Raw genomic sequence first — 24,383 nt, forward strand, 5'->3', positions numbered from 1 at the left:
AATATAGCCTATGACATATAACTACCAAATCTACGACAGTCGTATATACCTCCATATAGTTGTTATATCTGACGTAGTGTCGTATATATCCCTTATATAAGTAAGTTTAGGACTTATAGTCTATCTATCGGGCTTATTATTTTCTTCAGTGACTTCCTAGTAACATGGGTATATATTTCTGTTGTCTTTGAGCTATTGTGACCTAATAATTCTTGGATATATCTTAGATCTGTACCACTTTCCAATAGATGAGTTGCAAAGGAATGTCTTAATGAATGCATACCTACCTCTCGTTTTATACCAGCCTTCTTTAGGGCATCCTTAAAAACTCTTTCGGCACTTCTTTCAGTTAGGTTTGTTCTTTCAGAACCCTCGAAAATATATTGCTGGGGCTTGTATTTCTTATAGTACTCCCTTAATTCATGTAAAACAACTTCTGATAGTATGGTATATCGATCTTTTCTACCTTTTCCTTGATGAACTTTCAGAAGCATTCTGTTGCTATCAATATCACTTAACTTTAGATTAACAGTTTCACTAACCCTTAGTCCGGCAGAATAGGTTAACATCAATAAAAGCCTATGCTTTTGATTGGTTACTGCCTCAAATATTTTTTTTACTTCCATTTCACTTAGAACTTGAGGTAGCTTTTTTTGTTTCTTTGGTCTTATTATTTTATCAACAGTTTCTATATCATTAGCTACATATTCCATATAGAATTTAATTGAGTTAATTGCCTGATTAACATAAGAGTGAGAAAAGGTTTCTTTGTCTAAAAGAAATAATAAGTATTGTTTTATCGATAGACTATCTATATTAGTAATATCATATTCAATATACTCTAAAAATCTTACAAAGTGACCCTTATAGGCCTTTATTGTATTTTGGCTATAACCCTTAAGTCTTAAAGAACCAAGAAACTCAGATAGGAGTATTTGTACTCTTTGAGTATTATGTTTATTCTTTAATTCTTCTAGCTTGGTGATAGTCTCTTCTGAATATGGAAACTCCCAACGTTTTTCATGTGGATTCCACCTTCCACCTCCGATCTGTCGAAGCTTCTCAACTATCCCCATCGAATAAGGAGATGAAACATTTACTTGATTTGATACTACTTCAACTTTAAAATCCATGACCTAAGCTCCTAACCTTCCATATGTAAAGATTTTCTATCAATTATTTTCAACAAAAGAGCCCTCTTTCCTCTAAAAACTTTTCAAAAAATGGAAATAATTATCGCCAAAAATCGACAAAAAGAGTATAGCTACAAACTATACTCAAGAATGAATCTATTTAACATGAATTGATTTAGTCTATATCCTTTATAAAGCAAATTAGCCTATTGGCTTCCTTAAATCCGATGTTTAGATGGAAGTCGTAGCAAATGGTATTATGGGCTTCAATATCCGAGGCCATTTGACTACAACCTTTGCCTTTAGCCCACTTTTCTCCTTTTTCTACTAAAAGCTTTGCTATCCCCATTTTTCTGTAATCTTCCTTAATATAAATTCCTTCTACATAGCCTACCGGCGAAGAAACTGAACCCTCAACATAATCATTTCTTAGAGAAATATTTATAAATCCTACATATTTATTATTAACTTTATATAAGTAAGCCTTTTCTTTTGCAGATTCTAAAAGATTTTTAAACTCTACCGCTAAGCCTTCTGCTGTATTATCTGGCCATAGCTCCAAACCCATGGCTACCCATTCCTCAAAGCCTTCCTTTGATACCTCTTCAATGTAGCCCTTCATTTAATTCATCCCCTTTTTATATTTTTAATGCTTTCATGTCCTTATATTTTCAACATATATACAAATATTCCTCCTATAGAAAAGAAGGAGCAGGATCCTCAAAAATCCTGCTTCTAATATCCTATATTAAGTTTCTTTTTACAATCTCATTCACTGCAAAGGAGGCAACATCCTCGGCATAGCTGCCGGTTCCAAAGCCAGCATCATAGCCTAGCTCCTTGGCTAGCTCATGGCTTAATCTTGGGCCTCCACAGGCTAGAACAATTTTATCTCTAATTCCTTCTGCCTCTAAAAGCTCCACTAGCTCCGTTAGGTTTGGAATGTGAACATCCTTTTGGGTTACCACTTGAGAAACCAATATAACATCTGCATTTACCTCAATAGCCTTGGCAACCAGCTCTTCGTTGGGAACCTGACTTCCCATATTGTAGGCTTCAATTCCTTTATATCTTTCAAGTCCATAATGACCGTCATAGCCCTTCATATTCATGATGGCATCTATCCCAACGGTATGGGCATCGGTTCCTGTACAGGCTCCAACCACCACGATATCCCTTTTGATATTGGCTTCAATAAAGTCTTCAACCTCATCCTTAGACATGGTATCTACATCAACCTTCACAACCTCTATGCTAGAATAATCTACAGTGTGCTGGCACTTACCATAAACCACAAAGTAAGTAAAGCCAATACCCAGATCCTTAGCATGGACAACGCTGGGTTCATCTAGGCCCATTTTCAGAGCAAGACGACGGGCAGCCTCCTTAGCCTCTTCCCCATAGGGTACAGGTAGGGTAAAGCTCATTTGCACCATTCCATCGTTTAGGGTATCCCCATAGGGTTTCACTTGTGTATAATCGATTTTTTCTACTGCCATTTATTTTCCCTCCCCTAGCATCATTTCTATAAAGGGATTGAAATAGCCCTCTGCCTTTTTAACGACTCCCTCAAGACCCTTGCCACCATCTCGTGAACGCTTCACTCCACCAAATTTTCCTTCTTCAATGGTTTTAAAGAGTCCATCCTCTTGGATTTGCTGTAGTAAATCTGCCGCCATGGTGACAACCTCATGGGCTCTTTTCTGGATAATTCCATCCTCCTTAAAGACAATCTCATCGCCAAGATCCTTACAATTATTAAAGATGTACTTGGCATTATCTATAGATAGGGCCCTGTCGTGAAGATGGGGGGTGTGGATGGCCTCAGTTAGCATTCCCAACAGCTGAATTCCTTGTCCCGTCCATATGGATATTAAATTAAATAAAGCATTTTGAATGTGTCCCTTAAAGATATCTCCCGTCATAAACTTTGTCGGAGGCATATATTTTAACGGAGCCTTGGGGAAGATTTCCCTTGCCATCTGGGCTTGAGCCAGCTCCCATAGGAAGCCATTGGTTAGGTCTGGATTCATTTCAAAGGCATGGCCTAAACCCATTTGCTCCTCTGGAATCCCTGCCTTTAGGGCAAACTGCTCGTTAATAAATTGAGAGGCTAACACGGTATGGGCTTCTTCAACTGCATCGGCGGTTGTAAGGTAGTTGTCCTCTCCAGTATTTATAATGATTCCTGCATAGCCATTGATTATCCTTGAGAAGTACTGATCTATAAGGGTACGCTGCATGTTGATATCTCTAAACAATATTCCATAGAGGGCATCATTTAGCATAACATCTAGTCTTTCCATAGCGCCCATTGCTGCGATTTCAGGCATACAAAGACCAGAGCAATAGTTACATAATCTTATATATCTACCTACCTCTTCTCCCACCTCATCAAGGGCCTTCCTCATGACTCTGAAGTTTTCTTGGGTGGCAAAGGTTCCTCCAAAGCCTTCGGTGGTTGCTCCATAGGGAACATAGTCCAATAAGCTTTGGGCTGTAGATCTAATTACTGCAATTACATCTGCCCCTTGTCTTGCAGCAGCTTGGGCCTGAATGGCATCCTCATAGATGTTTCCTGTTGCAACGATTACATATAGATAGGGCTTTTTTCCCTCTCCTACATTTTCAATAAAATCGTCTCTTTTTTCTCTATTGGATTTTATTCTGTCTACCGTTGACTGAGCAATGGAGTTTATGGCAGTTTTAATAGCCTCCATATTTTGTGGGGGTAGCTTTGTAATCTCCATATCCCCACCGGCAACTGCCTCAGCAATTTCTTGAGGATTTTTACCGCTATAGACCATAGCGTTCCCCAGCCAGAAGGCAACCCCTTGAGCCATTCCACCATTTTGACGGATATGGTCTACTAAGACATTGGGAAGGGGATATTCTCCATCATCTACTCCATCTATCCCCAATAATCTTGCTATGGTTCTCTCTACTGTTACCGTACTATGCTGGTCTATAAATTGCTGCACATCCTCAGCGATGGTTCTGGCTGCACTTCTAGCCTTCTTTATGCTATCAATATCAAGATTCAATTTACTTGACACTACATTCCCTCCTTACAAATATTTTTATCTATCGCAAAAGCTATTCTCCTTCTCCTAGGGGTTTTATGGCCCTTTCCGCCTCTTGGATGATTTCATCTTTAAGGCCCAGAAGCTTAGCTACAAATATAGCGTCCTTAGGGACTGCTTTCCCATTTGATACTGGTTGAAGTCGGTAGTCCATATATTCTTCAAGAAAGCCTTCAGCCTGCTGCTGTTTCACAATCTTGTCTTTATCTTCAGCTATTAAATCCATTTTTAGCCCCACCACCTGTAGATGGTTAATATCCTTAACCCTACAAAGACCATCAAAGTGGGAGGTTATTACGCTGATGGTTGGCTTATCCTTTAAAAATTCCATAATTCCCTTGGAAATAGCATAACCCTCTGTTGGATTGGTACCACGGGCAAGCTCATCCATTAGGATTAACCCACCCTCCTCCACCCGATGGAGGGTGTTCTTTAAGTAGAATATCTCTGCTCCGAAGGTGGAAAGACCGGCCTCTAGGGACTGCTGATCTCCAATTGAGAAGTGGATGAAGCTGACAGGTCCAATATAGGCTCTTTTTGCTGGAACGTACAAGCCCATCTGGGCCATAATGGTGGTTAGGGCTATGAGCTTTAGAATAACGGTTTTGCCACCCATATTGGCTCCAGTAATCAGGGTAACTCCAGACTTTAAGGTTATATCAATGGGTGTAAAATCTTGATTCTTACTGCGAAGGGTCCTTTCCACAATGGGATGCCTACCCCCTTCTATTTGAAGATAGGGTCCCTCCACCAGCTTTGGTCTTACACCATCTATCCTCTTATTTAGAAGATACTTGCCAAAAAGGAAATCCAATTCCCCTACAACCTTTATATTCTGATGGATAGCCTCCCCATAGATTTTCAGCTGTTGGGTTAACCTCTGCCGTACCTCCTGCTCATAATCCTCTTCTATCGATTTAACCAATAATAGCTTACTGTTTAGCTCATCCAAGAGGGATGAGGACTTCACTCTAAAAACCAGACTTCTAAAGGATTCCGAGGATAGAAATACCCAAGGGGACTCCATAAGCCTTCGAATTTTATCCTTATCCTGCTTATCAACTATAATCTCTCCGTTGAGCTTTGGCTTAAGCTGTGTTTCCTGGGAAATAATTTCCTTGATTCTGTTCTTTTCTTTGGTAATTTCCTCCTCAAGGTCCTTCTTTTCTTTTCTAATAACCTTAAGATTTTCATCATAGCTATCATAAAGATAGAAGGTTTTTAGTCCAGTTCCTTCAGGGTCTAAAAGCTTTATGACCTCTTCAATAGATAGAAGCTTAAGGGCCTCCATCTGCTTCAACCTGCTATTTTGAATGATCGATTGAAGCTCTGACATTTCCATTAGCTGTGCCTTGATTTCAAAGAACTCAATGATATTGAGGGCTTCTCCGCCTTCTAAGCGCTTAAGGGTTCCTCTAATATCCTTAAATTGACTAAGATTATTCTTTAATAATAGCTGTAGCTCTAATCTTGAATCCAAAGCCTCCTTAAAAAAGGCAAGGTTATCAAGGGCCTTAGTAATCCTATCTCCTTCCTCAGGAAGGAAGGGTCTTAGCTCCTCCTTGACGGCTTTTCCATAGGAAGTTAATACCTGTAGACCCTGTAATACTTCCTTGAGTCCTATTAATTCTGATAGCTTTGATTCCATAAAGGGCATACCCATATTACAGTTCCTCCATAACAACGTCCACCACCGGGATTGGCCTTAGGGCCTCCTGCATTTTTTCTTTAAAATCCCTTGGATTAAAGCTGTAGCCACTGGGTGCAACAGGGTTTATGGTTACAGCTAAAACATTTATTTTATCTAAAACCTCTAGACTGATTCCCCTTTTGAGGAAGTAGCCCCAGTCCTTTGAATTGAGAAAAACTCTAGTTCCATCTTTTATAATTATCTTTACGTTTTTATAATAGGGGGATACGGCAATGATATCCTCTAAGGTTTTTTTGGTAAGGCTACCACTTATTATAATGTAGGTACTGTTTTCCTTAATAGCATCCCCTATAATTATGCCGGTATTAAGGGAGGTTGCGATATCTAGATAGGTGATCTCTCCCCTTTGATTTATTACCGCAAAGGTCTTTTCTTCTATAATTCCTCTAGCCAACAGACTCATTTCATGATCTTCCACCACTGGCAGATTAAAGAGCCTTACCTGATGAAGGGTATCTTCAATGGCTTTATTTATATTTCTACTGATTACAGCGCCGGTTGCTAAAATCGTCCCTTCGGTAATGGAAGGGGCTGCTGCTGTTTTTCTGTTTATGGCTCCATCGACTAAAATCAATTCTGCCCCAAAATATTTCATCATCTCTGCTGCCACTTTAATTTGATGATTGGTTGTGGGGCCTGCAATTTCCACTAAACCGCTATCGAGGGCTCTGGCAATCACCACCTGACCTAGGGCAGTGTTGAAATTGGTCACCTCTAATATTTCCAGCTTAACCTGGCTGGCCAGTAGGGTCTCGGCTGCTGTTGCCACTAGGGTTCCTTCATGAATATAAATGGTGGGTTTTTCTGTAGAGGTAACAAGGTCTAACCTTTCTCCATCTCTTCCGGTGGAGGTGATTCCAAGCTTAACCTGAGCCTCCGCTGCCTCTTCGATGAGTCTGTTGAGGGTTACCGTCTTTCCTGCGTTCTTGGCCATTCCAACCACCGATAGGGTGTTATATTTTTTGTAGGCATATTTAAGAAGCTCCATGAACATCCTCCACTTCAAAATACAGGAGGACATATTAGGCCCCCCTGTATTGGCTACTTATGGCTGCGTTGGTGTCTTTCTAGGTTGGCAGGCTCCATAGAAATCTCGTTGCCTTGAATTAATCCTGCTACACCCTGTAGCTTTTCTTTCTTTTCTCCAGCACATACACTGCAATTACATTTGTCATCATAATTCTTGGGTTCAGTATAGGTGGTTATAACCCCTTCATAATTCCTTAAAACAACCTTGTGGGCTCCTTGAGAAATTACATAATTTGGCATAACAGGGATTTTGCCTCCACCACCTGGGGCATCAACAACAAAGGTTGGCACAGCATAGCCTGAGGTATGACCCCTTAGACCTTCTATAATCTCTATACCCTTTGCCACAGGGGTTCTAAAGTGCTCTATCCCCATTGAAAGGTCACATTGATAGATATAATAGGGACGGACTCTGTTTTTAACCAAGCCATGGAGAAGCTCCTTCATAACATGGACACAGTCATTAACTCCACGTAGTAGCACCGATTGATTTCCTAAAGGAATCCCGGCATCTGCCATCAGTTTCAGGGCATCCTCGGCTTCCTTGGTAATCTCCATTGGATGATTAAAGTGGGTGTTTAACCAAATTGGATGATATTTTTTAAGCATATTCACCAAATCAGGAGTAATTCTTTGGGGTAAAACAACGGGGGTTCTTGAGCCAAGGCGGATGATTTCCACATGTTCGATGGCCCTTAGCTTGCTGATGATATATTCGAGCCTTTCATCAGAAATCAACAAGCAATCTCCACCGGAAAGCAATACATCCCTAACCTGTGGGGTTTTTGAAATGTAATCAATGGCTGCATCTATTCTATCCATTGGAAGTCCACTGTCCTGTTGTCCAGCAAATCTTCTTCTGGTGCAATGTCTACAATACATAGAGCACATATCTGTAACCAATAGAAGGACTCTATCGGGATATCTATGGGTTAATCCGGGAACCGGGGAGTCATGGTCTTCATGAAGAGGATCCTCCATATCAGCCTCACTCTTGTTGACCTCCACCATTAAGGGTACTGCTTGTTTTCTTACAGGACAATTGGGGTCTTTTTCATCCATTAGGGTTATATAATAGGGTGTAATGGCCATCCTTAGAGTTTTAAGGCACTCATGTATCCCCTTTTCCTCTTCCTCTGTTATGGAAATAACCTTCTTCAATTCCTCAACGGTGGTTATTCTGTTGGAAACCTGCCAATGCCAGTCATTCCATTGCTCCTCTGTTACATCCTTCCACATTTCAATCTGTCTATAGTCACGCATCCTATCTCTCCTCTCCACTTATAACTTCTTTTTATGCATAAAGCTCTTGGTAAACCCTTCTTAATTCTGGATTCTCCCTCATAATTTCAAGGGTAAGCTCTGCGTGTCCCTTTGTATAGCCGTTTCCTATAATCATGGTATTATCTCTACCTACTCCCTCTGCACCTAGGGCTGCCTTTGTAAAGCTGGTTGCCATGCTGAAGAAGTAAATTAATCCATCACTCTTTGCAGCTAATATACTGGCCATTTCAGTGTTGGCAACATTTACGCAGTTAATTACCACATCTGCCATTTCTCCGCCGGTTACTTCTTTAACCTTATCCATAACCTCAACGGCATTGGTGGCATCTGCCACTATGAAATTGTCGGCTATGTTTAAGGACATAACCCTTTCCTTAGATCCCTCACTGGGGGCCAAGCAAATTACCTGCCCATCCTTACCTGCCCTTTTCTTTGCTTCATATAAACATAGCATTCCAGATTTACCTCCACCACCGATTACAACAACCTTGTGGCCTGGTTGAACCAGCTTGGCTGTTTGGGCGGGGGCTCCTGCAACATCTAACACGGATAATACAAGATTCTGTGGCAAATCATTAGGAATGATGCTGTAGATTCCACTTTCAAATAAGATTGCCTTTCCCTTAATATCTACTTGATCAATTTCTTTACGAATGCTGATAATTTCATGGATTTGAAGGGGAGTTAGAGATAAGGAAACCAATGTAGCAATTTTGTCTCCCACCTTTAGATTACTCTTTCCTTCTAGGGCTGTACCGATTTTTTCTACGGTACCAATCAGCATTCCACCTGAGCCTGTTACAGGATTTTGGTGTTTTCCACGACTTTCCACGATGGCTAGCATGATTTCTTTAATTTTTTCTTCATTTCCATTGGCCTCTTGCTTTATCTGGGTAAAGCTGGCGGAATCAATATTTAATGTATGTACATCGATTAAAATCTCGTTGTCATATATCTCCATGCTGTTATCAATTTTAACTGCTGGTTGAGGTAAAACTCCTTTAGGCTCTATAACCCTATGGGTACCGAATGGGCATCCTTTTTTCATCATTACTTCCTCCTTAAAAATATTAAAATGATATTATTTTAGTCCATTTATGATAAATAGCAATTATTATGCCAATAAGTAATATCAATACTAAGTGGCTGTATAATAAGGCTTCTATTATATTCTTATGTAAGTAGACCATAATTATCAGCCCGGGAAAATAAAAAATTGCCGAATTTTAGGCAATTATTTTATTTTTAGCTTTTTCATTTTATATTGTAGAGTTTGTCTAGGTATCTGCAAAGCCTTTGCTGCGTTGGTTACGTTTCCTTCTGCCTCCTTTATGGCAGAAGCTATGGCCTTTCTCTCCGCCTCTATTAAGACCTCCCTAAGGGAAAATCCTGTAGAATCTTCAATGGTTTCCAGGGTCCTTTGAAGATGTTGAGGTAAATCTCCATCCTTTATATAATTCCCCTCCAGCACATTCATGGCCCCTTCAATTACATGCTTTAGTTCCCTAACATTGCCTGGCCAAGGATAGCTGATAAAGGTTTTTAGCACATTATCCTCTACACCAATCACCGTCTTGTCTAGCTTTTCATTAAACTGTCGAACAAAATAGTCCACCAATAGGGGGATATCCTCTTTACGTTCCTTTAGATCTGGTACCCTTAAGGATACAACATTCAACCGATAGAATAAATCACTTCTTATGAGCCTATTCTCCAAAGCCTCCATCGGATTGATATTCATGGCTGCGATTATTCGTACATCCACCTCACGGGTTCTGATGTCTCCAACCCTTCTAATGGAGGATTCCTCTAAAACCCTCAAAAGCTTAGCTTGAAGCTCAATGGGCATAGAATTTATTTCATCTAAAAACAAGGTTCCACCATTGGCTAGCTCAAAGAGCCCCGGGCGATGGTCAGCTCCGGTAAAGGTTCCCTTAACGGTTCCAAATAGGATGCTTTCCAATAGGGTAGGAGGTATAGCCGCACAATTTTGAGCGATAAAGGGTTTGTTTCGCCTGTTACTGGCATTATGGATGGACTGGACCACAAGCTCCTTGCCACTTCCTGTATTACCATAAACCATTATGGAGGAAAGGCTTTCAGCTGCTTTTAGAGCCTTAGATTTTAATTTTAAGATTTCTTTGCTTTGTCCGATGATATCCATAAAGGTGTACTTAGCAGTACCCTTGGTATCTTTGTTTCTCTTGGTCTCGTCTTTATAAAGCTGCTTTTGCAGGTCTAAAACCCTTTCTGATAAGGCCCTAACGGCTGTAATATCTCGAGAAATCTCTATTGCCCCTAATATTTTTTTACCCTCCATTACGGGTAAGGAGGAATTGATTGTGGTTATACGGTAGCCTCTAAAATTTACAAAGGTTTGTTGAAGGTTTAGTATGGGCCTGCCGGTTGCCATTACCTGCAAAAGGGTACTGGTTTCCTCCGTAAGGGATGGATAGACCTCTAGGATATTCCGACCAATGGCCTCTTCACGATTGACATTATCCAGCTTTGCAGCCGCTTCATTACAATAGATTATTTTGCCTTTACGATCAATAATTTGAACACCTTCTCCTATATTGTCCAGCAGTTCTTCAATATGATGACGGGATAGAAACCATTCCATAAAATATCCGCCCACTTTCCGGCCATAAAAAGCCCATTAATCGGCACTTCTTCTATTATTGTACCTTATTAATGGGTTTATTACAAATTATTATTACGTGTTTTTTAAATGCTGATGACTAATTTCCATTGCTTATATCTTTTTAAGCTCTTCCACACCATACATGAAAAATGTTAATATTACCATAATTGCTCCAGTAGCTATAGGTAGCATCGAAGGATTAATTTTATCCACCAGAAATCCCAATGATTGCCTCTAAAGGAGTCTAACCTTCACATAAAGTGCCTACTGCTCCAAAAACCCTTCCCCTAAAGACTTATCCTCGTTGGGAGCTGCCTTCCTGCCTGGGATCATAAGAATTATCATAGTGGTCAGTATAAATACATTAACCTTTAAAAAATCCATCATTATAGGTGTTAGGCCATTTTCCAGTCTGAGCTTCCATGAATTATACAAGTCCTTTAAAATGCTTGTATAGCTTTCTAAAGCTAAAAAGTTATCAGGAAAAAAGTCTTTATCAATGCGAGTATAGGTTGCAATTTTATACATTGCATATATGGCTGCTAATTCAATAAGGATTTTAAATGCAGTATTAATAATATCCTTTATGTTTATGCTTATATATCTAAATATACTCATTTCAAGTTTCCTGATTTGATAATCCTCATATCTTATTCTAAGGTTCTCCTTAAGACTTTTGTATATCTTTACAGCTATATTAAGTAATATGGATATTAAAATAATAATTGATATATTTCTATAAAAATAAGCAACATTCATGTATTTAATCGAATTAATTACAGTATATGGGTTGTTATTAATTGACTCCATAATGTTATTTGCTCTTAGATGAAAGTTTTTATATTCACCTCCGGTATAGGGCTGAAATCGTACTATTACTCTACTCCAGTTATCATTTAACATGTCTTTGTTATAGGGGATATATATAAGATCACTGTTTTTTATTACACCCTTCACTTCATAGGTGATGCCATAAATAGAAATATTCTTTCCAACAGCATCAGCTGTTCTGAAGTATTTATCTGAAACTCTATCTCCTAATGCCACAACATTTCTATCATTTCTGGTGATGAAATCCCCTTGTTCCATCTTTATATTTTTAAATAACAGATCATTGCCTGTTGTCATAATCGTTTTGAAACCAGCAGTACTGCCTTCATAATTTATAGAATAGTTCAGTAAATTTGTTCCATAGGTGATCCTTTCTAGTACTTCATAATCTAAAGGCCCATCCAACCTCAGCTCGACACCCATCAAATTATAGTTATTGCTTATGTATAGGCTGGCTGCCATAAGGAGGAGAAGTAAAGCTAGAGTAATCAAAATTTTTTTTATTTCCAATTCACCCTCACTCCATCCTTAATTTTATAGGATAAGTTGTTGATAATTAAATTTTCAGCATAAGCCTCCAGCCCCTTTACTGCAACGCTTAGATCCCCTATGGTTTCCATAATAATTATTATTTCCTTTGCAGTATATTTTGTTCCTAAAACTCCTTCTTCGGCTTCTACAATATAAACAACCCCGCTTTTCCCCTCCTGAAAGCCTTCTGTAGGGATTATTGCAGCCTTGGGAATAACATAGGACCCGTTCACATTCTTAAGAATAGTACCATCTAAAACTGATCCCAATAAAGGTTTTCCCTTTATACCCTCATCAAATATGCCCTCGATTTTTATCAATCTATTTTGAGATATTTTGCTAATATTGGTAAGCTTCACATCTAAAGTCTTGTTTTTTGAATCCTCACGAAATCTTATAGATGTTCCCAGTTCTAAGAGTTCTTGGTCATTCTCATTCACATATCCAACAATTTTAACTGTATCATAGCCCTCTGCCTCAGCTATTTCTACAATTGGGGTGTCCTTTCTTAAAATAACCTTAGGGTTATTAACATTAAGTATTACCCCCGAAGCAGCTGCATAATAGATGCCATCTTTATCAATAGTTGAATAGAATTCATTTTTAATATTTAAATGGGCAATTTCAATTTTATAATTGTTAATTATATAATCTATGTTTTTGAGACTAATTTCTGCTTCTTTTTGTGAAAATTCATAATTTGACTTAGCCTTCTCCAGATCAGCTTTAATATCTTTTATTCTTTCCTTAGCCCTTTTAATATCTGCATATGGTATTGCCCCTGCTTGGTGTAAAATCTCAGTATCTTTTAAGTTCAACTCTTCCTTTTCTAAAGTATCTATAATTTCATCAATACTTATTTCTTCCCTGTGGAGATTCCAAAGAATTCTTTCCTTTTTCATTTCTTCATTTTCTATTTTTAGCTTCAAATCCGTCAATGGGTCTTGACTTATAAAATTACCGTATGTAGGATCTATTTTAAAGACTGGATCACCTTCTTTTACTCTGTCTCCTACATTGACAAAATAGGAGTCAACAACAATGTCTCTTTCAAGGAGTACCTTTAAGATCTCCCGAGGTTCTATAGCTCCCTGCAACTTGAGGGTTTTTGATATGTTTTGTTCCTTTACTATCCTAACGGTTTGAACTTCAGTAATAAAAAAACCTGATACTGTCTTTGAGAAGAAGCCTAATATAAAAATTAAAACAATGAATTCTACCGAAAGCCTTTTTAATCCCTTTAGTATAGAACTATTCATTATTTCATACCCCCTACATTTAATCCTTCATTCAGATATTTATGTCCCTTTGTAAAGATTAATATCGCCGGAAACATATATAATGTTGCAGCACTATAGAAGATATTAAAATCCTTATAATATATTGTTTCTAGGAAAACCGAAAGGGGCAATATTTCTTGTGAACTTATAAAAATGACTGCCTGTTCAATGATGTTCCAGTTGTCTATAAAGGAAAGTATAACAAGGGTAAAAACCGCTGGTCTGATTGCCGGAAGGATAATACTGAAAAATAATCTAATATCCCCTGCTCCATCCACCCTGGAGGCCTCAATTATATCGTTGGGTATGTCTCTTATAAACTGTCTTAAAAGGAAAACCCCAAAGGATGTAAAAATACCAGGAAATATAATTGCTTTAAGGGTGTCTAGAAATTTTAGGTTAAAGGTCTTTTGCAAATTATCAAACATAATATAATTGGGCACCATAGTTACCTGGAAGGGTAAAATGATTACTAAAATATACAGAAGAAAAATAAAATCTCTTCCCGGAAACTCCATTTTAGCAAAGGCATAGGCAGCAAAAACGCCTACCAGTATCTGCCCTAAAATAATAATTGTTGTTAACTTAACTGAGTTTAGAAAATAATAAAAGTATTCCCCTTTAAATATAGCTAAATCAAAATATTGATTTAAAGAGAACCTATCAGGTAATATCTCTATTTTATTTGTCTCCAATTGTCTTGCATCCATAAAGGAATTTGAAACTGTATACACAATTGGTAGAATAAAAATAATAGCAATAACAATAATTAAAATATAAAGAATTGGCTTCATGTTTTTCCCCTTCTCTTTGTAATATTATTTTTCCAAGCCCTTTGAATATCTTTTATCCAGATAAAAAAACAAACCTGCAAATGCAAATATCGCTAAGGCGAACATATATGATGCCGCTGTTAATCTTTGATAACTCAAGTTTCTAAAGGTATTGTTCATATAATGCTGCAGCATATATATCTTTTGATTTGGATAGCCGCCCTCAAGTATAAAAACATCTCGAAAGACTTTAAAGGAGTTTATTACAGATACAATAAACACAAACACTGTAGAAGGTATTGTAAGGGGAAATATAACATGTCTTATCCTTTGTAAGTAATTGCTGCCATCAATTTTGGCTGCTTCTATAATGCTTTTATCCATACTGGTTAAGGCTGCTAAATAAATAATCAGATTATAGCCTACACTCCTCCATATGTAGATTAGTATAACTGCAATCATGGCATAGTCTGAATCAAGAATGCTAAAACTACTTGTAAAGAGCTTTCTAAAGAAACCCGATGTAACTGCCGAGGGTATAGCTATGGGTAGTATAATGGCTAATTTAATGTGCTTTGGAGGATTTATTTCATATATTACAAGGGCTAATAAAAAGGATATTGCTATAGCTAGGGTAACCCCTACAAGCATAAATAATAGGTTGTTTTTTAAAGCTAATCTGAAGGCTCCGCTACTTAACACATCCTTATAATTTGAAAAGCCAACAAAGCTTTTAATAAAGCCACTTTTATAAAATGAGTATTTTATACCTTCAAGGAAGGGAATTATAAAGAAAATACTGAAGCCTATAAGGCTGGGAAGTATAAACAGATAGCCCTTTAGCTTTTTGATTTTTTTCCTAGCTAGTTTCTTTTTTTTCTTTTCTGGTTCCATTTTACTTAATGAGTCTTCCAATTAGCAGCACCCTTCCCTTGTATCTAAAGTAGCATTAATGCTATTTTTCATTTAGCATTTAATTAACTCATTCATTTAAATACAGATTCATTCTATTATCAAAATCCCTTAGCTCCTTCATTATTTCTTCACTGGTATATTTGTCATCAGCAAATACTATTTTAACAATTAATTTTACTAATTCATCCTTTAGGTGTTCTTCTTTAGTGCCAGAATAAAGTCTGACCCTCTCATTATTCTTTATTTGATTTAGTACCTCTTCCCTTAAAGCAATTAGATCTTCATCTATTCCTTTCTCCTTTTCAATAGCTTTAATTTTATCCTCAATGGTTTTAACTACAGGAGCACTAAAGGATATAAAACTATCTTTACGTAGCTTTAATGGTTCGGTGTATAGCTTTAGTTGAGCCTCATCCCTTAATAAGTACTCTAGAAATTTCAAACCAGCCTCAATGTTTTTACCCTTTCCATTAACCAATAATCCCCAGTAATGTACATATCCAAATGGTTCGGGTAAAATAACTGTATCTGAAGCTCTAACATTACTACGAATCAGATAGGAGGAATAGTTTCGACTTGTTTCCAAAGAATTTAAAGTGTTTCTTGGAAACCTACTTAATATAAAGAAATCATCTTTTCTACTGGAAAGCCATAATTCCCTTGATTCTACTCTTTCATCGGATTGGGGGGAAAAAATCATATTATAATAGTTCTTATAAGTGTAGTTTTCATTTATTGTGAACAAATCAGAATATAGTAGTATTTCCCTGATTTTTTCAATCCATTTGACTGTATTCTCATTAGCCATTTTACTTTCCCCGTTTTCATTTAAAAATGGCCCAAACTCTTTTATTTCAATTTCAATAATCTCCCCAAATAACTCCCGAGACATATGCACCTTTCTATCCTCATACGATTTATATGCAACATAACGATAATCGGTAACGGACCAGTCTAAGCTAGGCTCTGGCAATTCTAATTCTGCTAGAACAATTTTATTTAACAAAGTTCCTCTTTCACCCATACCCATTGGTACAAGATATCCATCCCTGAGACTTTCATATATATTTTCATAATTAGGTATTAGCTCTTCTATTTCTAAGGCAACCCCTTGTCGAACCAAATCATTATACTCTTCTAATGCACCAATTAATACTAATGTTGGCCCATCATCTAAGTAAAAGTCAGCATTTCTGCTTTGTATGTACTCCTCTTGACTGTTAGCAGGCTTCCTTATTATATTTACCTTAATTCCTGTTTCTCTAGTGAATTCTTCAACGAATAGGTTTAGATGGGCCATATAACCATCAGTGAAACTATCCACTGGAGACATAACTATTGTAATCTCATTTTCATCTACTTTATTAGAATCTGCTGTTCCTCCAGTACATGCTACAGCTGATATTAGTATAAATAATGATAAAATGACTGATAATACTTTCTTCATTTCCCCACACTCCTTTTTAAATAAGTTTTTACACAAATACTATATGCCGTAAATGCCACTTACTTAAATACTGATCCATACTACAATTAACAATCTTTTAATGTGACAAAAGCTAAACTCCTTGTACTATTCCTTTTCTTACTTCTAATAACACTAAGATTTCTACGCCATAAGTAATAGCCATTTAATACTTTTAACTCCTTATTTGTAAAATCATTAAATAAGTCTTCTTCAAGAATGTTTAATAGTTTAGATTTATTATGTAAGTTTAAATACATAAAATAAATAATAGAGCATTCTATTATCATTTTATAAAAATCACATAAATAATTATATATTCGTTAAAAATAGCATTATAAATATTTGATGCTCAGCAGTTATAGTTAATATTGCACTTTCCTTCACTTCTTCAAGAAATGTCAATGCCTAATACCATGTAGAGACACCAAAAGTACCGTTACATCTATAAATATCCTGATAAAGATTTTTCACACGGTACTAAATTTACAATTCATTCCAAAATTAATACTTTTTTATTACTTCTATGTAAAATTTATTTTCCCTCCCTCAATGGTTCATTACTATTCGTCGATATTCGACATTTTCTTAATATCGTAGGTTTTTATTGCTTGAAATAAAGTTAACATAATTAAAAAGATGTAAAATATTAAATCTCCAATGGATTTTCCTACAATTTTGGTACCAAGGTTAGGCTCCATATCAAGCTTAATATCCTATGAAGTACTTGCACTTTGGATTCGACATAACTGAATATAATGGGTATAATAATAGGGATTGATGATATGTAAGTAATAGTATTGGAGGCATTTAAATGAATAAAGTGGAATTGATTGCTACGGCTGCCTTTGGTTTAGAGGCAGTAGTGGCTAGAGAAATTAAGGATTTAGGCTATGAGGATATGATAGTAGAGAATGGTAGGGTTGTCTTTACTGCTGATTTAGAAGGAATTTGTAAAAGTAACCTATGGCTGAGGACGGCTGACAGGGTTTTATTAAAGGTGGGTGAATTTAAGGCTACTACCTTCGATGAGTTATTTGAGAAAACTAAGGCCCTCCCTTGGCATCAATTTATACCAGAAGATGGAGAATTTCCTGTAGTGGGTAAATCCGTAAAGTCTAAGCTTTTTAGTGTTTCCGATTGTCAGGCCATTGTTAAAAAGGCTGTGGTGGAAAAGCTTAAGGTAAAATATAAAAAAGAGTGGTTTGAGGAAAAGGTAGGAAAATATAAGATTCAAGTGGCCCTTTTAAAGGATGTTGCCACCTTAACAATTGATACCAGTGGAGATGGCTTACATAAAAGAGGCTATAGAAGCCTTTCTAATGTTGCTCCCATCAAGGAGACCTTGGCAGCAGGCTTAATTTTATTAAGCTACTGGAAGCCGGATCGGGTTTTAATTGATCCCCTTTGTGGCTCTGGAACCATTCCAATTGAGGCTGCCCTGATTGGAAAGAACATCGCCCCGGGTTTAAATCGAAGCTTTGTTTCTGAGGACTGGCCATTAATTCCTAAAAATCTATGGTGGCAGGCACGAAAGGAAGCCCACGATTTGGCTAAGTATGATCTCCCCTTAAGGATTTATGGTTCGGATGCTGATGGTGAGGTTTTATCCTTGGCAAGATATCATATAACAGAGGCTGGTGTGGATGAGGATGTTCATGTGCAGAAGCTAAGGCTTCAGGATTTATCCTCTCGTTTTGAATATGGCTGTATCATTTGCAATCCCCCCTATGGCGAGAGGATTGGTGAGAAACGAGAAGTCGAAGCTCTTTATCGTGATATGGGAAAGGTCTTCGGTAAGCTTGACACCTGGAGTCATTACATTATAACCTCTAATCCAGATTTTCAAGATCTCTTTGGTAAAAAGGCCGATAAGAAAAGAAAGCTCTATAATGGTAGGATTGAGTGTACTTATTATCAGTATTATGGACCAAGACCGCCCCGAAAAGTAGACTGATGAAAAACCTCCATATTCTTTGTTACTGCAAAAACCTAGCATCCTCACGTATGTTTTTAATACGCTGCGGTGCTAGGTTTTCTTGTGCCTCGACTCTAAAGGCTTTTGATCAGTCTATAAAATTGTCTCTTCTCTATCTTTTCTTCTTTTTCCCCTTTTCTCCTTAATTTCACTTGCCTTCTTTTCGATTATCTTCCACATAAATATTCCCCATAACAAACCTCCGATGCTAAAGAGGGGTATGGCATAAAGGGTATCCAGTGAGAATAAACCCCTTTTAATGGCTGAAAAGGAGAATCCAATATTAAAGAGGGATACCAATATCCTATATATAATTGCTGTAGAAACCCCCCAGCTTAATACTCCATGCTGTAGGATGTATTTTGTCTTTCCTTTGTTATAGGCTTTTATTAAATTTTCTCTTTGTTTGTTGTCCATATTTTTTGCCCCCATTTCAAACCGTTGAAAAGTCATCATCTTCTTTGTTGCTGCAGCTAGTCAGCATTCTCACGTATTTCTGTATACGCTTCATTCGCTGACTACCTTTGCTTCGCGAATCTAATAACTTTTGAACAGTCTGGATTTTATCTGTATTAAAAAGTTATTATAGTCAATTATAATTTATTTTATCAATTTTTCTTAAAGAAGTCATCCTTTATTAGGTTTTATATGTGTTTGCAATTGGTTCGAAGAGGATTTGTCGAATGATGCAAAATCCTGGTAAAAAAGTCCTAAATTTTTTCCATAAAACTAGGAGGATTTTCCTATCTTTTTTCTAATATATATAAGAAGGATTTTTATTTATGTACATAGGAGGATTTAAAATGAATTATAATGCTACAGGTGGAATTAAAACCTATTCATTACCCTTTCCAATTCACCATAGGGGTATTTCTAACGTCTTTGATCAGCCTGAAATACAGACCCATCATTATATCATTGACGATGCGGAGGTTCATTCAATCGAAAATATAAAAAATATTGACCTTCAATGTAAGGGTACTATCGTCCGTTTAATCCCTACCACCGAAGGGGATATAAAAATCCACCTTTACGGAAAAATCTCTTCTTCGGAGGCCTATATAACCCCCAGCCTGTTGACGGCTGTAGAGGATGGATTTCTTTATGGTGAAATCAAACACTACGAGAGCCCTCTATTGCATATAGAATCCGACTTATGTTTAGACATTTCTATCCCAAGGGAATATAAAGAAGATATTGAAATTGAGAATTCCTATGGTAACCTGATGGTTGATGAAATTCAACACATTAAATCCTTTTCCTTTAAAACCATAACGGGATCTATTGATATCCAACGGCTTCTATCAAAGGAAACTAAGTTAGAAACCGTTACAGGCAATATTCAATTACAGCAGGTTGAATCCAATCTTAATATAGAAACCGTTACTGGAGCCGTTGCCATAGAGGTTGCAAATAGTGAAAAAGTCCTTAGTATAAAGACAACTACAGGCAACTGTGATATTATCCTATCAAAAAATTCTAATGTTAATCCAAGCTTTAAAACCGTGACAGGAAGGATAAACACCAAATACAACGAAGGGGATTCTAGCATAAATCTAGAAACCATAACCGGAGCCTTTAATATTACATATAAATAAAATAAGATAAGTCAGCCGACTTATCTTTTTTACTTACACTATTTATTCTTCAAATCTTATTGGTATTCTTAATCGTTGAAGAAAAATTCCATTCTGGGCACTGAACTCCCCAACCTCTAAAAATCCCGTGTCGTCTTTTGGAGGTTGAAAAATGATTTTTTCATCGAAGGCACCCCATTGTGGCCCGCCTGCATCGGCTTGAAGGAACTCCTCATGGATGACTTTGTCGTAGGCATCTAAGATTCTAATTACAAAGGCCCCTTCAAAGGCTATAATCCTCCCCTTTACTCTAAAATTACTATCGATTTTATCATCCTCCAAGGGGGTTTCCAGCACTGCATATACAAATTCCTCTTCAGTGTTTAAGATTTCCTTCTGTTGGTCTATAACGTCATATCTACTGGCTTCTTTGGTATAAACCTTTAAATATACCGTAGGATAGATTAGGGCTTCAGTTACTACTTGTCCTTCCTCTGGCTCTGTAAATTCCACATGAATTCTTCTAGGGTACTCTTCTTCAACATAGCCTTTAACCTCAATATCATAGCCTCCAGTGGGTTTTTCCCCTGCGTCAACTCTAATAAAGGTGGCATTGGGATGTTGATAGACATAGGCTGCTTTTTCTTTTCGATTAAATTCCTTAAACCAATCCATTGCATTGCTGGGCACATGCTCCTCTTCTAGGATGGCTAGCTTTTGTGGTCTATTATCTTCTATAAATTCTACCAACTCCTTAGAGGTGACAACATATTCTCTTCCTTGGGGGCCAAGCCTAATTCGTTCCTCTGAGTCTATAAGACATATTAAAAGCTGATTGCTGCCTTCTATTTCTCTATTTAAGGTAAGCTTTATTCCCCTAAGACACTTAGGATCATCTATTTTTGCTTCTAGGTTTATGGGAGGAATTTTGCTTATTAAATCTGCAAGGGTTTCAGTCTTATTACTGTGGGTTTCCTTTAAAGATTTTTCTCCATCCCAATATATTTGAAAGTCTTGAATGGACTCTGCCTTCAATTGACTATATGGATATTCCTCTTGATTAGGTAGGGGAGAATCCTTAATCTGACAGCCAGATACAATTAGAAGTGACATGATGATTAATCCAAACCTACTAAGCTTCATAAGCTGACACCTCCCGTTTACAATATATCTATAGTTTACCACTGGCTAAGGGTTTTAAACCCTTAGATTGTTGAAAAACATAGTAAAACCTAGATATGATTATTAGGAGCTTAATTTCCCTTCCAATAGCTCCTTTGCTGTTTTGGGGTTTGCTTGTCCTCCTGTTTCCTTCATTACCTGCCCCATTAAATAACCTAGAGCTTGCTTCTTACCATCTCTAAAATCCTCTACTGATTGCGGGTTCGAGGCTAAAACTTTATCAATTATAGCTTCCAACTCAGCCTCACCACTGATTTGCTTTAAGCCCTTCTCTTCTATTATTTCTAGCGGTTTTTTACCAGTGTAAAACATTTCTTCAAAAACCTCTTTAGCAATCTTACCGCTTATTCTACCCTCATCCACCAATTGAATAAGGCTTCCTAAGGTTTCTGGTTCTACTGGTATGGCATAGCTATCTATTTCCTTTTCCTTTAACAGCCTTAATAGGTCTCCCAATACCCAGTTGGCAACTGCTTTAGGTTCTCCTGCCTTTGCTACTGTAGCCTCATAAAAGGTGGCTAAGGCCTTATCCCCTACCAGAATTTCAAGCTCTTTATCGGTTAAGCCATAATCCCCTTTGAATCTGATGGTTTTCTCATGGGGTAGCTCTGGCAAAGTATCTCCTATTTCTTTAACCATTGCTTCTTGAAGGATAATGGGTTTTAAGTCGGGCTCAGGGAAATACCTGTAGTCGTGGGCATCCTCCTTACTCCTCATGGGAATGGTTCTTCCTTTACCGCTATCCCATCTTCTGGTTTCCTGGATAACCTTATGGCCCTCCCCAAATTGATAAAGCTCCAATTGTCTTTTTTCTTCCTTTTCCATGGCTTTAAGAAGCTCTTTAAAGGAGTTCATATTCTTAATTTCCACCTTAGAGTTCAATTCCTTTTGTCCGTGGTTTCTGACGGATATGTTGGCATCACAGCGAAGGGAGCCCTGCTCCATTCTACAATCGGATATTCCAGCATACTCAAGGATTGCCTTTAGAGCCTTCACATAGGCAACTGCCTCTTTAGGAGATCTTAAATCCGCCTCTGATACAATCTCAATTAAGGGAACCCCCACCCTATTGTAATCAATTAGGGAGTTAGGCTCATCCTCAAGATGGATTAGCTTTCCTGCATCCTCTTCTATATGGATTCTATTGATTCGAATTTCCTTCTTTTCTCCTTCTACATCAATTTCAATCCATCCATCCTTACATATGGGAAGGTCGTATTGAGAAATTTGATAAGCCTTTGGTAAATCAGGATAAAAGTAGTTTTTTCTATCCATTTTGCTGTAAAGGTTTATTTCGCAGTTTAATGCCAATCCCGCCTTTATTGCTAATGTTATTACTTCTTGATTCATCACCGGTAGGGTGCCTGGTAAACCTAAGCATATGGGGCAGGTATGATGATTTGGAGGTGCACCAAATTCCGTTGGACAGCTACAAAATATTTTAGATTTTGTTTCAAGTTCTGCGTGGATTTCCATCCCTATAATGGTTTCCCAAAGCATTATACCTCCTCCTTTCTGATGGGACTTTTTAGACCAATTTCCTGCTCTAGCTGGTGGGCGGCCCTAAGAAGGGTTGCCTCTGAGTAATGATTGCCAATAAGCTGTAGCCCTATTGGTAAGCCCTCCTTACTAAAGCCACAGGGCATAGACAATGCTGGGAGTTCTGCAAGATTTATATTTATGGTATAAATATCTCCTAGGTACATCTCTAGAGGATCGTTGGTTTTCTCCCCCTTTAAGAAGGGAAGTATTGGTGTGGTGGGAGAGATGATTAAGTCATAATCCTTAAAGATTTCTTGATATTGTAGGCTAATGATTTTTCTTAGCTTTTGTGCTTTGTTATAGTAGGCATCATAATATCCTGAGGATAGGGCATAGGTTCCCATCATAATTCTCCTTTTTACCTCCTTACCAAAGGCTTCACTTCTGCTCTTCTCCATTAGCTCCTCTATTTTTTCATATTCCTTTGTCCTATAGCCGTACCTTACCCCATCAAATCTAGCTAGGTTTGAGCTGGCCTCTGCTGAAGAAATAAGGTAATAGGCAGCTAAGCTTTCCTCCATCAAGGGCAGGGAGACCTCTTCAACTATGGCCCCTAGCCTTTCATATCTTTCTATAGAAGCTCTGATACTATCCGCAATTTCGGGATCTAGACCCTTAGTATGGAAAAATTCCTTGGGTACTGCCATTCTCAATCCCTTTACTCCTTTTTCAAGACTTTCTAAGTAGCTTGAAGCTTCTCCCTTGTAGCTGGTGCTATCCATGGGATCATGACCCTGAAGGACCTCTAGGCTTATGGCTGAATCCTTAACGGTTCTGGTTATGGGGCCTATTTGATCCAGGGAGGAGGCAAAGGCGATTAAACCAAATCTTGAAACAAGACCGTAAGTTGGCTTTAAGCCCACTACTCCACAGAAGGCTGCTGGTTGTCTAATGGAGCCTCCAGTATCCGAACCCAAGGACATTACCGACATTTCTGCTGCCACCACTGCTGCCGAACCCCCAGAGGAGCCTCCAGGAACTCTTTTAGTGTCCCAAGGGTTACTGGTTACTTTAAAGGCAGAATTTTCGTTGGAGGAGCCCATAGCAAATTCGTCCATATTGGTTTTACCAATGATGATGGCATCCTCATCCCAAAGTTTTTTAATAACGGTTGCATCATAGGGTGGGATATAATCTTCTAGCATCCTTGAGGCGCAGGTGGTTTTCATCCCATCGGTGGAGATATTATCTTTAATTGCAACAGGAACCCCTGCAAGTCTTCCTAGCTTCTCACCTTTTTTTCTCTTCTGGTCAATAGATCTCGCCCTCTCCAAGGCCTCATCCCTACATAGGGTTAAAAATCCATTGACCTCCGGTTCCCTTTCCTCTATTCTTTTGTAAAATTGAAGGATGATTTCTTCAGTTAATCTTTCCCCTCCCTCAATGGCTGATTTTATAGCATCTATTGTAATTGTCATGTTATCC

General features: G+C 37.8%; 20 protein-coding genes. 2 read left to right on the forward strand and 18 right to left on the reverse strand.

Annotated elements, in window-relative coordinates; genetic code table 11:
* Nucleotides 1–113 precede the first annotated feature (113 nt).
* The 14 genes from xerA to F8153_RS02190 form a co-directional block, all read right to left on the reverse strand.
* Entirely contained in the window at nt 114–1,133 is a 1,020-nt protein-coding gene (xerA, locus tag F8153_RS02125; protein ID WP_243136867.1) for a site-specific tyrosine recombinase/integron integrase, read from the reverse strand.
* 175 nt (nt 1,134–1,308) lie between these two features.
* On the reverse strand, nt 1,309–1,755 hold the full coding sequence (gene aac(6'), locus F8153_RS02130) for an aminoglycoside 6'-N-acetyltransferase (protein ID WP_151864705.1): 447 nt from the start codon (nt 1,753–1,755) through the stop codon (nt 1,309–1,311).
* Nucleotides 1,756–1,876: 121 nt separating this feature from the next.
* A complete protein-coding gene (gene kamE / locus F8153_RS02135; RefSeq protein WP_151864706.1) occupies nt 1,877–2,632 on the reverse strand; it encodes a lysine 5,6-aminomutase subunit beta in 756 nt (251 codons plus the stop codon).
* Nucleotides 2,633–4,189 carry a lysine 5,6-aminomutase subunit alpha gene (kamD, locus tag F8153_RS02140; protein ID WP_151864707.1) on the reverse strand — a complete coding sequence of 519 codons (1,557 nt, stop codon included), beginning with the start codon at nt 4,187–4,189 and terminating at the stop codon, nt 2,633–2,635.
* A 40-nt stretch (nt 4,190–4,229) separates the two neighbouring features.
* Complete coding sequence (gene kamC / locus F8153_RS02145) at nt 4,230–5,879, reverse strand: lysine 5,6-aminomutase reactivase ATPase KamC (protein WP_151864708.1); 1,650 nt, start codon at nt 5,877–5,879, stop codon at nt 4,230–4,232.
* Nucleotide 5,880: 1 nt separating this feature from the next.
* On the reverse strand, nt 5,881–6,948 hold the full coding sequence (kamB, locus tag F8153_RS02150; RefSeq protein WP_243136868.1) for a lysine 5,6-aminomutase reactivase subunit KamB: 1,068 nt from the start codon (nt 6,946–6,948) through the stop codon (nt 5,881–5,883).
* A 20-nt stretch (nt 6,949–6,968) separates the two neighbouring features.
* Entirely contained in the window at nt 6,969–8,219 is a 1,251-nt protein-coding gene (kamA, locus tag F8153_RS02155) for a lysine 2,3-aminomutase (protein WP_151864709.1), read from the reverse strand.
* Between the two features lie 31 nt (nt 8,220–8,250).
* Entirely contained in the window at nt 8,251–9,288 is a 1,038-nt protein-coding gene (kdd, locus tag F8153_RS02160; RefSeq protein WP_192929615.1) for an L-erythro-3,5-diaminohexanoate dehydrogenase, read from the reverse strand.
* 186 nt (nt 9,289–9,474) lie between these two features.
* Nucleotides 9,475–10,863 (reverse strand): sigma-54 interaction domain-containing protein, encoded by a 1,389-nt coding sequence (locus F8153_RS02165; protein ID WP_151864711.1) that lies wholly within the window; start codon nt 10,861–10,863, stop codon nt 9,475–9,477.
* A gap of 285 nt (nt 10,864–11,148) precedes the next feature.
* Complete coding sequence (locus F8153_RS02170; protein ID WP_151864712.1) at nt 11,149–12,225, reverse strand: ABC transporter permease; 1,077 nt, start codon at nt 12,223–12,225, stop codon at nt 11,149–11,151.
* Entirely contained in the window at nt 12,216–13,505 is a 1,290-nt protein-coding gene (locus F8153_RS02175; RefSeq protein WP_151864713.1) for an efflux RND transporter periplasmic adaptor subunit, read from the reverse strand. Before F8153_RS02175 ends, F8153_RS02170 begins: the two co-directional genes overlap by 10 nt.
* Complete coding sequence (locus F8153_RS02180) at nt 13,505–14,320, reverse strand: carbohydrate ABC transporter permease (RefSeq protein WP_151864714.1); 816 nt, start codon at nt 14,318–14,320, stop codon at nt 13,505–13,507. Before F8153_RS02180 ends, F8153_RS02175 begins: the two co-directional genes overlap by 1 nt.
* Nucleotides 14,321–14,344: 24 nt before the next feature.
* Nucleotides 14,345–15,214 (reverse strand): carbohydrate ABC transporter permease, encoded by an 870-nt coding sequence (locus F8153_RS02185; RefSeq protein WP_151864715.1) that lies wholly within the window; start codon nt 15,212–15,214, stop codon nt 14,345–14,347.
* Nucleotides 15,215–15,281: 67 nt separating this feature from the next.
* A complete protein-coding gene (locus F8153_RS02190; RefSeq protein ID WP_151864716.1) occupies nt 15,282–16,661 on the reverse strand; it encodes an extracellular solute-binding protein in 1,380 nt (459 codons plus the stop codon).
* 832 nt (nt 16,662–17,493) lie between these two features.
* Between F8153_RS02190 and F8153_RS02195 the strand changes: the two genes are divergently transcribed.
* Complete coding sequence (locus F8153_RS02195; RefSeq protein WP_151864717.1) at nt 17,494–18,636, forward strand: THUMP domain-containing class I SAM-dependent RNA methyltransferase; 1,143 nt, start codon at nt 17,494–17,496, stop codon at nt 18,634–18,636.
* 114 nt (nt 18,637–18,750) lie between these two features.
* Here the strand turns inward: F8153_RS02195 and F8153_RS02200 are convergent, their stop codons facing one another.
* Nucleotides 18,751–19,074 (reverse strand): hypothetical protein, encoded by a 324-nt coding sequence (locus F8153_RS02200; protein WP_151864718.1) that lies wholly within the window; start codon nt 19,072–19,074, stop codon nt 18,751–18,753.
* Nucleotides 19,075–19,460: 386 nt separating this feature from the next.
* On the opposite strand from F8153_RS02200, the gene F8153_RS02205 reads away from it, so the two are divergent.
* Nucleotides 19,461–20,255: a DUF4097 family beta strand repeat-containing protein gene (locus F8153_RS02205; protein WP_192929616.1), complete on the forward strand. Its 795-nt coding sequence runs from the start codon at nt 19,461–19,463 to the stop codon at nt 20,253–20,255.
* A 42-nt stretch (nt 20,256–20,297) separates the two neighbouring features.
* Here the strand turns inward: F8153_RS02205 and F8153_RS02210 are convergent, their stop codons facing one another.
* The 3 genes from F8153_RS02210 to gatA form a co-directional block, all read right to left on the reverse strand.
* Complete coding sequence (locus F8153_RS02210) at nt 20,298–21,377, reverse strand: Gmad2 immunoglobulin-like domain-containing protein (protein ID WP_151864720.1); 1,080 nt, start codon at nt 21,375–21,377, stop codon at nt 20,298–20,300.
* A gap of 102 nt (nt 21,378–21,479) precedes the next feature.
* Nucleotides 21,480–22,916, reverse strand: a complete 1,437-nt coding sequence (gatB, locus tag F8153_RS02215) for an Asp-tRNA(Asn)/Glu-tRNA(Gln) amidotransferase subunit GatB (RefSeq protein WP_151864721.1) — start codon at nt 22,914–22,916, stop codon at nt 21,480–21,482.
* Nucleotides 22,916–24,376, reverse strand: coding sequence for an Asp-tRNA(Asn)/Glu-tRNA(Gln) amidotransferase subunit GatA (gatA, locus tag F8153_RS02220; protein ID WP_151864722.1), 1,461 nt, complete (start codon nt 24,374–24,376; stop codon nt 22,916–22,918). The genes gatB and gatA overlap by 1 nt, the downstream gene beginning before the upstream one ends.
* Between the last annotated feature and the right edge of the window lie 7 nt (nt 24,377–24,383).

Origin of the sequence: Alkaliphilus serpentinus, assembly GCF_009017255.1 — a bacterium.
Taxonomy (GTDB): domain Bacteria; phylum Bacillota; class Clostridia; order Peptostreptococcales; family Natronincolaceae; genus Alkaliphilus_D; species Alkaliphilus_D serpentinus.

What these genes read in the sequence shown, in the direction of transcription:
- kdd (WP_192929615.1), bottom strand. Translation starts at nt 9,288, where the DNA reads ATGAAAAAAGGATGCCCATTCGGTACCCATAGGGTTATAGAGCCTAAA.
- F8153_RS02190 (WP_151864716.1), bottom strand. Translation starts at nt 16,661, where the DNA reads ATGAAGAAAGTATTATCAGTCATTTTATCATTATTTATACTAATATCA.
- F8153_RS02205 (WP_192929616.1), top strand. Translation starts at nt 19,461, where the DNA reads ATGAATTATAATGCTACAGGTGGAATTAAAACCTATTCATTACCCTTT.
- gatA (WP_151864722.1), bottom strand. Translation starts at nt 24,376, where the DNA reads ATGACAATTACAATAGATGCTATAAAATCAGCCATTGAGGGAGGGGAA.
- gatB (WP_151864721.1), bottom strand. Translation starts at nt 22,916, where the DNA reads ATGCTTTGGGAAACCATTATAGGGATGGAAATCCACGCAGAACTTGAA.
- F8153_RS02175 (WP_151864713.1), bottom strand. Translation starts at nt 13,505, where the DNA reads ATGAATAGTTCTATACTAAAGGGATTAAAAAGGCTTTCGGTAGAATTC.
- F8153_RS02210 (WP_151864720.1), bottom strand. Translation starts at nt 21,377, where the DNA reads ATGAAGCTTAGTAGGTTTGGATTAATCATCATGTCACTTCTAATTGTA.
- kamA (WP_151864709.1), bottom strand. Translation starts at nt 8,219, where the DNA reads ATGCGTGACTATAGACAGATTGAAATGTGGAAGGATGTAACAGAGGAG.
- kamE (WP_151864706.1), bottom strand. Translation starts at nt 2,632, where the DNA reads ATGGCAGTAGAAAAAATCGATTATACACAAGTGAAACCCTATGGGGAT.
- F8153_RS02180 (WP_151864714.1), bottom strand. Translation starts at nt 14,320, where the DNA reads ATGAAGCCAATTCTTTATATTTTAATTATTGTTATTGCTATTATTTTT.
- F8153_RS02195 (WP_151864717.1), top strand. Translation starts at nt 17,494, where the DNA reads ATGAATAAAGTGGAATTGATTGCTACGGCTGCCTTTGGTTTAGAGGCA.
- F8153_RS02165 (WP_151864711.1), bottom strand. Translation starts at nt 10,863, where the DNA reads ATGGAATGGTTTCTATCCCGTCATCATATTGAAGAACTGCTGGACAAT.
- kamB (WP_243136868.1), bottom strand. Translation starts at nt 6,948, where the DNA reads ATGTCCTCCTGTATTTTGAAGTGGAGGATGTTCATGGAGCTTCTTAAA.
- xerA (WP_243136867.1), bottom strand. Translation starts at nt 1,133, where the DNA reads ATGGATTTTAAAGTTGAAGTAGTATCAAATCAAGTAAATGTTTCATCT.
- F8153_RS02200 (WP_151864718.1), bottom strand. Translation starts at nt 19,074, where the DNA reads ATGGACAACAAACAAAGAGAAAATTTAATAAAAGCCTATAACAAAGGA.
- kamC (WP_151864708.1), bottom strand. Translation starts at nt 5,879, where the DNA reads ATGGGTATGCCCTTTATGGAATCAAAGCTATCAGAATTAATAGGACTC.